This is a genomic window from Moorena sp. SIO4A1 (assembly GCF_010672065.1).
Classification (GTDB): domain Bacteria; phylum Cyanobacteriota; class Cyanobacteriia; order Cyanobacteriales; family Coleofasciculaceae; genus Moorena.
The window spans coordinates 434,699-447,889 of record NZ_JAAHHX010000002.1; the positions used below are offsets into that span (position 1 = coordinate 434,699).

12 protein-coding genes are annotated in these 13,191 nt (G+C 45.6%); 5 read left to right on the forward strand and 7 right to left on the reverse strand.

Annotation, left to right across the window (positions count from 1 at the left end; translation table 11 throughout):
- Positions 1-52: 52 nt before the first annotated feature.
- The 3 genes from F6K53_RS02975 to rimI form a co-directional block, all read right to left on the reverse strand.
- Positions 53-256 (reverse strand): DUF751 family protein, encoded by a 204-nt coding sequence (locus F6K53_RS02975; RefSeq protein WP_075903966.1) that lies wholly within the window; start codon positions 254-256, stop codon positions 53-55.
- A 172-nt stretch (positions 257-428) separates the two neighbouring features.
- Positions 429-2,897, reverse strand: coding sequence for an ATP-dependent Clp protease ATP-binding subunit (locus F6K53_RS02980; RefSeq protein ID WP_075903969.1), 2,469 nt, complete (start codon positions 2,895-2,897; stop codon positions 429-431).
- 141 nt (positions 2,898-3,038) lie between these two features.
- On the reverse strand, positions 3,039-3,632 hold the full coding sequence (gene rimI, locus F6K53_RS02985) for a ribosomal protein S18-alanine N-acetyltransferase (protein WP_293035787.1): 594 nt from the start codon (positions 3,630-3,632) through the stop codon (positions 3,039-3,041).
- A 73-nt stretch (positions 3,633-3,705) separates the two neighbouring features.
- On the opposite strand from rimI, the gene lysA reads away from it, so the two are divergent.
- The 3 genes from lysA (at position 3,706) to F6K53_RS03000 (ending at position 6,956) form a co-directional block, all read left to right on the forward strand.
- Entirely contained in the window at positions 3,706-5,127 is a 1,422-nt protein-coding gene (gene lysA, locus F6K53_RS02990; protein ID WP_293065971.1) for a diaminopimelate decarboxylase, read from the forward strand.
- A 162-nt stretch (positions 5,128-5,289) separates the two neighbouring features.
- Positions 5,290-6,210, forward strand: a complete 921-nt coding sequence (gene cdaA, locus F6K53_RS02995) for a diadenylate cyclase CdaA (RefSeq protein ID WP_293017924.1) — start codon at positions 5,290-5,292, stop codon at positions 6,208-6,210.
- Positions 6,211-6,215: 5 nt separating this feature from the next.
- A complete protein-coding gene (locus F6K53_RS03000; RefSeq protein WP_293017925.1) occupies positions 6,216-6,956 on the forward strand; it encodes an isoprenyl transferase in 741 nt (246 codons plus the stop codon).
- A gap of 176 nt (positions 6,957-7,132) precedes the next feature.
- On the opposite strand, the gene F6K53_RS03005 is transcribed toward F6K53_RS03000, so the two are convergent.
- The 4 genes from F6K53_RS03005 to F6K53_RS03020 form a co-directional block, all read right to left on the reverse strand.
- Complete coding sequence (locus F6K53_RS03005; RefSeq protein WP_070395455.1) at positions 7,133-7,405, reverse strand: DUF3143 domain-containing protein; 273 nt, start codon at positions 7,403-7,405, stop codon at positions 7,133-7,135.
- 204 nt (positions 7,406-7,609) lie between these two features.
- A complete protein-coding gene (locus F6K53_RS03010) occupies positions 7,610-8,230 on the reverse strand; it encodes a DnaJ domain-containing protein (protein WP_293065976.1) in 621 nt (206 codons plus the stop codon).
- Between the two features lie 218 nt (positions 8,231-8,448).
- Entirely contained in the window at positions 8,449-9,753 is a 1,305-nt protein-coding gene (locus tag F6K53_RS03015) for an O-antigen ligase family protein (RefSeq protein WP_293065979.1), read from the reverse strand.
- A gap of 21 nt (positions 9,754-9,774) precedes the next feature.
- A complete protein-coding gene (locus F6K53_RS03020; RefSeq protein WP_293017931.1) occupies positions 9,775-10,617 on the reverse strand; it encodes a YaaW family protein in 843 nt (280 codons plus the stop codon).
- Positions 10,618-11,301: 684 nt separating this feature from the next.
- Between F6K53_RS03020 and F6K53_RS03025 the strand changes: the two genes are divergently transcribed.
- A complete protein-coding gene (locus tag F6K53_RS03025; protein ID WP_293017933.1) occupies positions 11,302-12,213 on the forward strand; it encodes an acyl-CoA desaturase in 912 nt (303 codons plus the stop codon).
- A 238-nt stretch (positions 12,214-12,451) separates the two neighbouring features.
- Entirely contained in the window at positions 12,452-13,174 is a 723-nt protein-coding gene (locus tag F6K53_RS03030) for a pyridoxine 5'-phosphate synthase (RefSeq protein ID WP_293043811.1), read from the forward strand.
- Positions 13,175-13,191: the final 17 nt, after the last annotated feature.

Here is a 13,191-nt window from a genome sequence, read left to right on the forward strand (position 1 = left end):
GGGCATCATCGAAAGCTGCGCGCACCCAGTCTAAACCTAGTCTAAACCTAGTCTAAACCGGACTGAAGCCGAGCATCCCACGTAGGGTGAAAACCATGAATAGAGAAACTCCTACGGCTATGCCAATTAATGCGATCGCAGTTAGGGGGCGGTTCAGTAGTGGTTTTACCAGCAAAAACACGGAATAGAATATCCCTAGAGTAATACTGATTAGATAGCGTGGGTAACGAGATACATTTTTAAAAAAGTCTTCCATTATCCTATAAACTCTTATAGTGCCATTTTTAATACTGGTAGCACTTTTTTAGCTTCTTCCGTACTTATTCTGGTAATTTGTCATAAACAATGCCAAAAATTTCCCCCCTCTTAGTAAGGGGGGATTAAGGGGAGTTAGCACAGGATAAGTAGGGGCTTTACCCTACAATCACTTACTCAACTCCTTGAGGCAAAAGCTCTCGGTTTTCCTTACGACTGACTTGCACCTTACCCTCTTCATTGACATCAACATAGGCAATATCTCCTTCCTTAATGCGACTGGAGAGAATTTCTTCTGCCAGCACATCCTCCAACAACCGCATGATTGCTCGGCGTAATGGTCTGGCCCCGTAGCTGGGGTTGTAACCCTCTTCGATCAAACGGTCTTTGAATTTCTCGCTGACTTCTAGAGTAATGCCTTGTTCGTACAAACGACCAAACACTTCTTTTAACAGAATCTTGGCAATGTCCTTGACTTCTTCTTTGGTCAACTGACGGAAGACGATAATCTCATCTAAACGATTCAGGAACTCTGGGCGGAAGTACTGTTTAAGTTCTTCGTTCACTAGATTCCGAATTCGATTATATTGGGATTCCGCTTGATTATCGCTGAACTCGAAGCCCAGTTGTCCGCCACCCTTTTCAATAACCTTGGAACCGATATTCGAGGTCATGATCAGCAGGGTGTTTTTAAAGTCTACCGTCCGACCCTTGGAGTCAGTCAACCGCCCATCCTCTAGGATTTGCAGCAGCATATTGAACACATCTGGGTGTGCCTTTTCAATTTCATCGAACAGCACTACTGTGTAAGGACGACGTCGCACTGCCTCAGTTAGTTGACCACCTTCGTTGTAGCCCACATATCCAGGAGGCGAACCTACCAACTTACTAACGGTATGGCGCTCCATGTATTCGGACATATCTAGGCGCACCATGGCTTCTTCAGACCCGAAGAAGTAAGCTGCCAATGATTTAGCTAATTCTGTCTTACCGACCCCTGTAGGTCCAGAGAAGACAAAACTGGCAATCGGACGGTTGGGATTCTTTAAGCCTACCCTAGCTCGACGAATTGCTCGGGAAACGGCTTTAACCGCATCTTCCTGACCAATCAGGCGTTGATGCAGGGTATCTTCCATGTGCAGTAGTTTCTCTGACTCTGATTCAGTCAGTTTTTGTACCGGCACACCAGTCCAAGAAGCAACAATGTGAGCAATGTCCTCTTCATCTACAACTGGGCTGTCATCAGTACCCCGAGACTCGCTCTTCTTGCTTTGGGCAATTGAGCGAATTTCCGCCTTTATTTCCATTTCGCGATCACGTAGTTCCCCAGCTCGATCAAAGTCCTGGGAGCGTACCGCATCATCTTTTTCTTTTAGGACCTGACGCAGTTCTTTATCTAGCTCTTTTGCTGCTGGGGGCAACTGGGAGTTAATCAAACGCACTCGGCTTCCTGCTTCATCGATCAGGTCAATTGCCTTATCTGGCAGGTAACGGTCGGAAATATAACGGTCTGAGAGGTTTGCTGCTGCTTCGAGAGCCTCATCGGAAATTTTCAATTTGTGGTGTTGCTCGTAGCGCTCCCGCAAGCCGTATAGAATCTCAATAGTTTCTTCTACTGACGGTTCACCGACCATTACTGGTTGGAAACGACGTTCTAAGGCTGCATCCCGCTCAATGTGTTTGCGGTACTCATCCAAAGTTGTCGCTCCAATGCACTGCAATTCTCCCCTTGCTAAGGCTGGTTTGAGGATATTTGCCGCATCAATTGCGCCTTCAGCTGCACCTGCACCAATCAGGGTATGAACCTCGTCAATCACCAGGATTACGTTAGATGCCTGACGAATTTCATCCATAATTTTTTTCAGGCGTTCTTCAAACTCACCCCGGTATTTGGTTCCAGCGACCAGTAAGCCAATATCGAGGGTAACGACTCGCTTTTCTTCCAAAATGTCTGGAACATCATTGTTAGCGATTCGTTGGGCTAAGCCTTCTGCGATCGCCGTTTTTCCTACCCCTGGTTCTCCGATCAATACTGGGTTATTCTTGGTACGGCGTCCCAATATCTGGATTACCCGTTCTATTTCCTTTTCCCGTCCTACTACTGGATCTAGCTTGCCTTCACTAGCCATCTGGGTTAGGTTCGAGCCAAACTCATCGAGAGTAGGAGTCTTTGTACGACCTTGAGAGGCTCCTGCTGTGACTTCCGCCGTTTCACCCAACATTCGGATAACTTGGGTTCTGACTTTAGACAGGTCTACTCCTAGGTTTTCCAAAACCCTAGCCGCTACGCCTTCTCCCTCCCGTATTAGCCCTAGTAGCAGATGTTCTGTACCAATGTAGTTATGGCCTAGCTGGCGAGCTTCTTCTAGGGATAGCTCCAGAACCCGCTTTGCTCTGGGGGTAAAGGGGATTTCGACAGCAACGAAGCCGGAACCCCTGCCAATAATTTTCTCAACTTCAATCCGAGCGTCTTTGAGATTTACGCCCATAGATTTGAGGACCTTGGCAGCTACGCCAGTTCCTTCTCCGATCAGACCCAGGAGGATTTGCTCTGTGCCTACGAAATTATGACCTAGGCGACGTGCTTCTTCCTGAGCCAGCATGATCACCTTAATGGCTTTTTCTGTAAAGCGTTCAAACATGGCGTATTCCCATCACCTGTTGCATGCCCGTGTAAGCTGATTCTAGCACAGGTAAATCAGCCCACCGTTTATTTTTACACAACTCCCAGCAATTGAAACAGTTATTTACTTACTTCCGATGCCATTTCTAGTTATTAGCCATTAACCAATTTCCAGGTCAATAGCTGCCAAGCGCTGTTTAATTTCCTGGTAACAATCGGCCATTGTTTTCTCAAATTCAGGGCTTTTCAGACCCCCTCGCCATAGAATCAGAGCATCCTCCCCAGTGTCTTTGTAATAGTTTCTACGTCGTCCAGCTTCAGTGAAGCCGAACTTTTGGTAAAGAGCTAGTGCTGCTTGATTAGATGGTTTCACCTCTAAGGTTGCCCACTCTAAATTACGCTGTTTAGCATCCTGTAGCAATGAATAAAGCAGTAATTGACCCAAACCTTGACGTTGGTAGTCAGGATGCACTGCCAGAATAATAATATGGGCTTCCTCCAAAATTGACCAAAAACAACCTAAGCCTACCAGGCAATTGGGTAATGAGGTGATGGGAACACCTGTGCCTTCAAGCAAAGTTTCTTTTTTGTCCCCTTTTGGAGGAGCTTCCAAAGCCAACAACTGACTGTTGGGGCTATCCAACTCTCGCTCGTAACCCGACCGAGTCCAAAGTCCACCAAAACACAGCTGATCCAGTGCCACTGCAGCACTTAGGTGCTCTGCTTTGAGGGGTTTAAGTTTTAAGACAGTCACAGCCTTCAATTGTACACTGATTAACGAGACGCAAGTTCCAACTGTAAAGCAAAATCAGGAAAATAATTACATAATGCTATCGACTCAACCCACTCAGGTTCAGAATTCAGGGCTTCAGTATCTCAATTCATCTATCACTCCAGACCCAAACAATGGTGGGTCAAACCCCTCACCGAATCATAAACTGCTCCCTCTAACCGCCAAAGTTAACAGCCGTGACTGCTTGGAAATTGGTTGTTGCGATGTGACGACTCTAGTCGAGCAATTTGGCTCCCCCCTTTACATTGTGGACGAAGTAACCTTTAGAACTGCTTGTCATCAGTATCGGGAAGCCTTTGCTAACTACTACCCCGGAGAATCTCTAGTCCTCTACGCTTCTAAAGCCTGGAATTGTTTAGCAATTTGTGCGATCGCAAACTCTGAAAGCCTCGGAATCGATGTGGTTTCTGGTGGTGAACTCTACACTGCTCTACAAGCTGGTGTTAGTGCTGACAAACTCTATTTCCATGGCAATAATAAATCTACCAGTGAACTGGAGCTAGCTACCGAGAGTGGCTGCACCATCGTAGTGGATAACTGGCTGGAGTTAAAAGCCCTGGCTTCGTTACCACAAGAGAGTATCCGGATCATGATTCGATTGACCCCAGGGATCGAGTGTCACACCCACGATTACATTCGCACGGGTCACCTAGACAGTAAGTTTGGCTTTGATCCCGATACCTGGGATGAAGTTTTTACCTTTATCAGCCAACACCCAACCCTCAACTTTGTTGGTTTACACGCCCACATTGGCTCTCAGATTTTTGAGAGCCAACCCCATCAAGATCTGGCGAAAGTGCTAGTCGAGTGTATTGTTAAAGCGGCTGACTACGATTTGCGAGTAGAACAGATCAATGTAGGAGGAGGCTTAGGGATTTGTTATCTAGAATCCGATGACCCTCCTACTATTGATGATTGGGTCAAGGGAGTCTGTGACTCCGTTGTTGCTGCTTGCACTTCTCGGCAACTCGTCCTACCGAAACTGCTATCGGAACCCGGGCGTTCCATTGTTGGTCCAGCCTGTGTCACCGCCTACACTCTGGGGAGTTCTAAAGTCATCCCCGAAATCCGGACTTACTTGACAGTTGATGGAGGTATGTCAGATAATCCGCGTCCGATTACCTACCAATCCGTTTATCGCTCTGTGATTGCCAACCGGATGTCAGCTCCCCTAACCGAAAAAATCACAATTGCTGGTAAACATTGTGAATCAGGGGACATTTTGATTAAAGATGCTACCTTACCTCAAACTCAGCCAGGAGATATTTTGGTGGTAATGGCTACTGGTGCCTACAATTACAGCATGGCATCTAATTACAATCGGTTACCCAGACCAGCAGCAGTTTTAGTCAAGGACGGAGAAGCCCAGGTGATTGTGCAGCGGGAAACTTACCAAGATTTAATTCGCCTAGATCGTTTGCCCGAACGACTCAGACCCAGAGCAGAAATTAGCTAAAAGCTAAAAGCTAAAAGCTAAAAGCTATTGGTTGTTGGTGGTTGACTTTTGGCTAACCGCCAATCATTAACCATTAACTTTTTAAGAGCTAATCACTTAGCTGACGCTAAAATCAAGCCAGTTCGACTCCATCTCCATCCTTAATTCTTTCCTGAACGTTCAATGCCTCCGTTGCCGGGTCCTGTTACTGACCATAGCTGGGCTCAGTCATTGTTGCTTCACAGCATCGATGTTGGGTTGGTTCTAGCCCTTACTTATCTTGTGCTCCTCATCATTGGGGAGCGCCGCACCTTATGGATGGTGCGAGGGCTAATTGTCCTGATGTTAGCCGCAGCAGTAAGTAATAGGTTAGGGTTGACGCTATTGAGTTTTGTGCTAGAAAAGTTGGTGGTTGGCTCAGCTGTGGCAATGGCTGTCATCTTCCAGTCAGAGTTTCGTCGATTTCTTGAACAGTTAGGTCGAGGAGAGATTGTGCAGTTGTTTCAAGGACAACGACGTCCCACTCCTAAGCCTGACAGTGTAATCAATGAAATCGTAGACGCGGTCAAAGAGTTGTCTCAAAATCGAGTTGGCGCTTTGATAACTTTAGAAACTAATGGTCCAATTGATGAGCGGGATGTTTCTGTACCGGGTGTTCAGCTAAATGCTGAAATTTCTAAAGAACTACTGCAAACCATTTTCCAAACAACTACGTTGTTACACGATGGAGCGGTATTAATTCGTGGCTCTCGGGTTGTAGCTGCGGGGGTAATTTTGCCTCTTTCTGAGCGCACAGCCTCTCGGAAGCTGGGGACCCGCCATCGGGCTGCGATGGGAATTACAGAACGTGTCGAAAATTGCCTTTGTATTGTTGTATCTGAAGAGACGGGTTCAATTTCTTTGGCGGAAAAAGGAGGATTGTACCGACCACTAACTAGCACGAGACTCAAACAATTGCTAGAGGAACGATTTTCCCCAGTCGTGGATCGTGAGGTAGTTGCTCCAGGTCTACGCAACCTAGGTCGCCAATTCAAGTCCCAGGGACGGGTGCTAGTTTCACGTTTCCTCCGTCTTCCATCATCAACGTCTCAAGAGAAAAAATAACTGCTATGCAAACTATCCTAAACAAATTACCAAGCGACCTTTCACCAGACCGTTTGCCTAGGCATGTGGCAGTGATTATGGATGGTAATGGTCGTTGGGCAAAACGCCGGGGACTACCTCGAGTTATAGGACATCGGCAAGGGGTGGAGGCTCTCAAAAAACTACTTCGTTGTTGTGATGATTGGGGAATCAAAGCCCTTACCGCCTATGCATTTTCTACAGAAAACTGGGGACGCCCCTTAGAAGAGGTGGAGTTTCTGATGACCTTGTTTGAGCGGGTTTTGGCTAGAGAACTTCAAGAAATGATGGAGGAGAATGTTCGGATTCAGTTTGTGGGAAATTTGACCGCCTTACCGCAATCGTTGCAAGCACAAATTGAGCATTCTATGAATGAAACTCTCAATAATACTGGCATTCAGTTTACTGTGGCTACTAACTACGGGGCCCGCCAGGAAATTATACAAGCCTGTCGAGCCATTGCTACTCAGGTCCAACTTGGTCACATCCAACCAGATGACATTGACGAAGCCCTATTTTCACGCCATCTCTACACTGCCAATATCTGTGACCCAGACTTGCTAATTCGCACTAGTGGGGAAATGCGCTTGAGCAATTTCCTACTTTGGCAAATGGCTTATGGGGAACTTTACATCACAGATACCCTATGGCCGGATTTTGACCGTGGACAGTTTCACCGTGCTTTGTCTACTTATCAGCAGCGTGAACGTCGGTTTGGAAAAGTCTAAGATAAGAATGGTGAAAGGTTTTTTAGTTGTTCGCTTTTGGCGTTCCTTGTAGGGTAGGTTTTTTAGTTGTTCGCCTAGGGAACAACCTTATAACTTTCAACCTTCTAACCTTGGCCAAAAGGCCACGCTACAAGGGACAACCTTATAACGTTCAACGACCGCAGACCCTTCACCTACTAAGGACCACAGAAAACTGCATCTTCTATATCTTTGCGGCTGAGGGAATACTTGAAAGATCGTTGAATATCTTGTCCATCTTCCCCAGACTTGACGTAGCGCACGATTAACTCCTCTACCTCAAGGCAAAGTTCTGCTTTCCAGGTAGGTCGATCAACACGCCAGCAATGTAGATCATTACTGTCTTGTTCACATCCTAGTATTTTCAGCCACCTCTCTATTTCAGGTAGAGGGTGGTTATACAAGGGGGTATCACCTGGCGGAAGTGTCATATCGAGTCCGATTAACTATTTATAATTCTTGGTGGTACATCAGTAGAAAATTGAACATTGTCAATGGTCACGTGACAATTTTCAATTAACAATTAAGACAATTAACAATTAAGACAATTAACATTTATGGGATAAACCCTATTATAAGGGATTAACATTATAAGGGATTAAACAGACTTAATATTATAAGTTATTCTTGATCAGTTATTCTGAGAGATGGGTTATCTGGGTATTTTGGGCTGATTGGTTATTAACCGGTATTTGACTATCCAAATTATCAGGTTTCGCCTGTTGAATAAAATTAATCTCGGGTAAGGTAAGCAAATCATTGCCACTGGGTTTAGAAATTAGCAGAGCAGATTCACCTTGGGTTAATCCAATCGCTATGGCTAGTAGTAAGCAGCCTAAAAAGGTTAGTCCTAAAATGAATAAGACAAAAATCTCCCCAGCTGAAAGGGGGCGGTCAGTGGGATCAAGGTAAGCTGAGGACGAGGAGCTTGGTGGCTTTTGATTAACTGGATTGTTTAAACTAGGGGGTGGCTGAATCACATTGAGGCGGGAATAACCAATTTTTTGGTCATAGATTGCTCGTCGCTCTGGATTACTCAGGGTAGCATAGGCTTGGTTCAGCTTTTGGAATTTAATCGTGGCAGTTTCAGTGGGTAAGTCGGTTGTATCAGGATGATAGCGCTTACTGAGTTGCCGATAGGCACGTCGGATAGCTATGGGTGATGCACTAGGGTGCAATCCCAGTATTTCGTAATAACTCGTGGAGTTTGGGCTTTCGCGATTCCTAATGTTTTGTCTGACCCGATCTTGTGCCACTGCAGTTTTATCCTAACTGGTTAGACAACGCTTTCGATTATTGTGACATTTGGAAGGATCCTGATCTTCTAATCATCCCACAAAATCCGACAATTTCGGTAAACTAAGCTTAACTTCACCTATTCTAGGCAACATGGGAACGGTTATCCTGACTCGTGCTTAGACGACTCCTTTTCAACTAAGGTTTAGCTAATTGCAATATCAAGAACTAAATTAGGTTAAATGTGACACGCCACGCCACGAATTGCTGACAACAACAGCCACCCCAAGGTATTAACCCGAAAATCAAACAGAGTTACATCCAGCAGATTGAATAGAGTACAGCTGCCAAAAGCCACCAGATAACTGAACAGAATTAAGTTGTCTTGATGCCCATCTTGTCTAGTGGTAGTGGTCGCAACGGTTGACCAAACCCTTAATAGTTGGATACCTTGTACTATAATCCAGCCAACTAAGCCACTCAACATCAGTGTGCCTGGGATGCCAGTTTCAGCAGTCAACATTAGAGGTAGATTATGGGGATGACCAAGCCAGACTTCCATTTGTGACTGGTAAAGAGGAGTGAAATTGCGTAACCCCCAACCAAACCAGGGACGCTCCTGAATCATTGACCAAGTAAATTTCCACTGGGTTGTCCTCAAGGTAGCGATGGGTCGGTTGGGATACAACTGGTCAGACAATCGCATCCAAAAGTATGCTGGGACAATACTACGCAGCCATTGACGCCCTAGGATTGGACCAAATGATGCCCACAGAATACTACCAACAGCAGCAGTAACTGCTGTCACCAGCCAGTACCAACCTAAGTAAAGGGCAAAGGCAAGGCAAGCCAAAACAGCGATTATCCAAGCATTGCGGGAGTTGGTCAAAACTAATGCGATCGCATTACCGATCACCACCACACTCAAGAACAACAGCGGATAATCGAATCGATGCCAGCTCCAACCCCTAGCTTGAAACCTCTCAATCCACAGCCCTATTCCTAAAATTAATGGTATTTGTAGATAAGCGGCTAGGATATTGGCATACGAAAACACTGAATCCATCCGATCTGGAGGATTACCGTTAGCTACCAAGGTTGAACCAAAGACTAGTGATAATACTTTTGGGCTAGTCCAACCCAAAACCATCTGAGCAAAACCCAGTATAGTTACTGCTAGGGAAGGAATAACTAGAATCCAGGCTAATTGCCTCAGCTGTGCTGGGGTTTTGATGAGGGTAGAGAAAGCAGCGAAAACGGCGAAGAAGGGGATAAAATTCCCTAAACCTAGGAACGCTTCTGTGGGGTTAAAGGCTAAGCTAGCAGTAATGAGCAACCAGATACTCAAAATAGCCAAGCCCCAGTTTAGGGGTTTTGAGATCATACTGGCGTAATTTTGCCGCCAAGTATCTCCCACAGCTAGAACTAACCCCACTGCCCCTAAAGCTGGAAACAGGGGAAAGATAAGAGTTCCCAGCTTAGCGCAGTTCCAACCTATTTGTAGGTGATTGTCTGAATGTCTATTCTTTCCCAATCTAGCCACTAAGCATTACTATGAATAAATCTAAACTGGTTCCCAGCACTCAGCACGAGTCAGGCGGATTTGTGCTAAGGTTAAGATTGTTGGAATAATCCGACCGTAGTTGGTTGCGATCGCTCTCCAGCCTAAGTCAACAAAGAAATAGCTCCACATGATCGGACCTAGGCAGGCAAAAACACTCCTAGTAACTCCATAACGAGCAGCACTTAGTGCCATTCCCTGTCGTGCTGTTTGTAGTGTAAAGTAGTTCTGAAACTGAGCTGCTGCTGCCAAACCTCCCTTCACTAGGGCTTGTTTAGCAACCTGATAGCGAGCGAAATGTAGGGCAAACTGGCGTGCAACCTGTTGTAGTATTATTGGCTTTAGAATCGAGGTCAATGCTAGGGCGCTACCACCTTTGAGTAAAAACTCGATAGGGTTGTGCTGGATTTGTACAGGTAAGGGTTCAGGGAGTTTTGACTTAGCTAAGCATTTCTGTACCTGTACTGTTAGGGATTGCTGCTCTTGGGTTGGTAAGCGTTTCCAGGTTTTCTCCATGAGGTGAAGAAATATTTCTGCTTCCAAGTCAGTTGTAGTCAGACGTTGAGAGTAAGGAATTTTGAGGTAACGACAAACTTGAATCAGGGCTTGTCGGTAGGTTACTTCCCTCGTCCGTCCCTTGAGTACTGTTACTCCATCTGCTGCCAAGAAGCGAAATCGCTCTTCCAGGGAATCCAACCAAGCTTCACGGTTTTGGCTTTGGATATCGATTGGCTCAGGGAGCTGAAGGTAATCTAACGGATTAAACCTACGACAGAATAGAATGTCTGTCACTTGTTGTAATTCTTCAACGGTTGCTAACTCTAACGCAGTTCTCAGCTCATCCAACGTTCTTCCCTCCACAACCCCGTTTTTTGTGCTGTCCTCTATTCTACTCCTATCAGTTTTCTAGTAGGAGTTTGAATCTACTTTGATGTAGTAAGCTGTTAGGCATTTGGCAGCTATGCTGAAGCGACGGGTTGGCCTTTATGGGGGGATTTGTCCCACTCGCGCTTTGCATCAAGACACGGACAAGAGTTTCAGCTTTTTTTTTGATTTAATAAAGCAATGCAGTCGGCTCCACTAGGACAAGGAGGGAATAAGGGAATTCCCGCCATGGGATTCTTGGGTATTGGCAGGTTTTAGAGGTGCAACTATTAGCCTTATAGCTCTCTAAACCTTGTCAAACATTATCCACTGTTTTATAATGAAATAAGTTAGTAACTTGTTTAACTTCGGAACACTACCGCCCAACGAAGAACTAAAAGCTTTGGCAGCTGGTCGTAAGTTAAGCGACGTAAAATAATGGACTGAGTGAAGTTACAGTGCGGTTTGAGAGTAGGCAGCAGAGCCTCCATTAAGAAAATTAGCGCAATGCTTTTGGCATTGCTTTGTCGGCAACAACCATTAGTTAAAACTAATGCTATACCATCGTCCTATCTGCTTGTGAGTAGGTTTGTACAGGTTAAATGTTGCACAAGCAATCGGATATGCTTAGTTTTGGTGTATTAGTATTTTATTGAAACAACACAAGTGTCAATCTCTTCATCTACTTCCCCAGAAGTTAGCACACTCCAGAAAACTTTAGTTACTATCGTTATCGCCATCTCCCCTTTGGGAGTAATTGCTGCGATAGTAGTTATGTTCCTTGAGAAACTGAACGTCCAGCCTCTCGATATTGGTCTTTTTCTCGGGATGTACATCCTGAATTTTATCGGGATTACCGTCGGGTATCACAGGCTTTTTAGCCATCGTGCCTTTCAGACTGGACCATTTATAAGGGCATTCTTAGCCATTGCTGGATGTATGGCAGCTCAAGGACCAGTAACTAGCTGGGTTCACCATCATCGCTGCCATCATATTTACTCTGACCAAGACGGAGACACTCACTCACCCCATCTTCACCAGGGAGGATTTTGGGGATTTATCCAAGGGTTTTGGCATTCCCATATTGCTTGGATTGTGAATGTGGATTGGCAGCCTCCCTATAAGTATGCTCCTGACCTAATCAAGGACAAGCTGATCCGAAGAATAGACAACCTCTACGTCTTTTGGGTATTGCTTTCCCTGTTAATTCCTGGTTTCCTGGGTGGAGTCTTGACTGGTTCTGTATCAGGAGTCTTAGGTGGTTTAATCTGGGGCGGAGCATTTCGGATTTTTCTGGTCCGTCAAATCACCTTTTGTGTCAACTCAGTTTGCCACCTGTGGGGAAAAGAGCTGTTTACTACCTCTGATATGAGCAAGAACAATCCTATCGTCGCCATCTTGACCCTTGGTGAAGGGTGGCACAATAATCACCATGCTTTTCCCAACTCAGCAAGATTTGGACATTATTGGTGGCAACTTGACCTGGGTTGGTTCTTCATCCTGCTGCTTCAGCGCTTAGGACTAGCCTGGAATGTCAAATTACCATCAAAAGACGAACTGCAACCTAGAAGCATCTAATCCCAGGATTAAGAATTTCAGGTGAACTACCCCTCGCTGCGCACGCCCGCGAGGGGCTTTCTAATTCACGGGGGACTGTCTTGTAGACACTTGATAGATAATCTCTCTAGATGTTCCCTCCCCCTGTTAAACTAGAAAAGGCTATGTTGCTCAAAGCTAAGGTTGTAAAGCCTTGGAATTCAAGACCAAGCTGCGCTATGGTCGTGGCTAGGATGTCAAATCCAGGAGAAAAACATTAGTGCTAACACTTGGCGTAAATATTGACCATATTGCGACAATTCGTCAGGCACGGCGCACTGTAGAACCTGACCCAGTGGCAGCAGCGGTTTTGGCAGAGCTTGCTGGTGCGGATGGCATCACCGCACATCTAAGAGAGGACCGACGTCACATTCAACAGAGGGACATTGCTCTGTTGAGACAAACGGTGCGAACTCATCTGAATTTGGAAATGGCACCTACCGATGAAATGGTAGCGATCGCTCTAGAGGTTAAACCCGATTACGTTACCCTCGTACCAGAAAAACGAGAAGAAGTGACTACCGAGGGAGGGCTAGATGTAGCAGGGCAAATGCCTCGCCTTAGTGAGGTTGTAGCCCAGTTACAGAGCGCTGGTATTCCCGTTAGCTTATTTATAGACGCTGATCCTGCCCAAATCGATGCTTCTGCTCAAACAAAAGCTAAATTTATTGAGCTTCATACGGGGAGTTATGCAGAAGCTACTGATGAAGTCAGTCAGGCTAAAGAATTAAAAGTTTTGGCCTCCGGATGCCAACAAGCGATTGCTGCTGGCTTACGAGTCAATGCTGGTCATGGTCTTACCTACTGGAATGTTTACCCGGTTGCTTGTATCGAAGGTATGGAAGAACTCAATATTGGTCATAGCATCATTGCTCGGGCATCTCTGGTGGGTATAGAACGGGCGGTTAGAGAAATGAAACAAGCGATGCAAGGTAAATTTTGAGCTTTCCTCAGTAACTG

Coding starts and splice junctions, on each gene's coding strand:
- cdaA (WP_293017924.1), top strand. CDS start 5,290: ATGCCTCCGTTGCCGGGTCCTGTTACTGACCATAGCTGGGCTCAGTCA.
- F6K53_RS03000 (WP_293017925.1), top strand. CDS start 6,216: ATGCAAACTATCCTAAACAAATTACCAAGCGACCTTTCACCAGACCGT.
- F6K53_RS02975 (WP_075903966.1), bottom strand. CDS start 256: ATGGAAGACTTTTTTAAAAATGTATCTCGTTACCCACGCTATCTAATC.
- F6K53_RS02980 (WP_075903969.1), bottom strand. CDS start 2,897: ATGTTTGAACGCTTTACAGAAAAAGCCATTAAGGTGATCATGCTGGCT.
- F6K53_RS03005 (WP_070395455.1), bottom strand. CDS start 7,405: ATGACACTTCCGCCAGGTGATACCCCCTTGTATAACCACCCTCTACCT.
- lysA (WP_293065971.1), top strand. CDS start 3,706: ATGCTATCGACTCAACCCACTCAGGTTCAGAATTCAGGGCTTCAGTAT.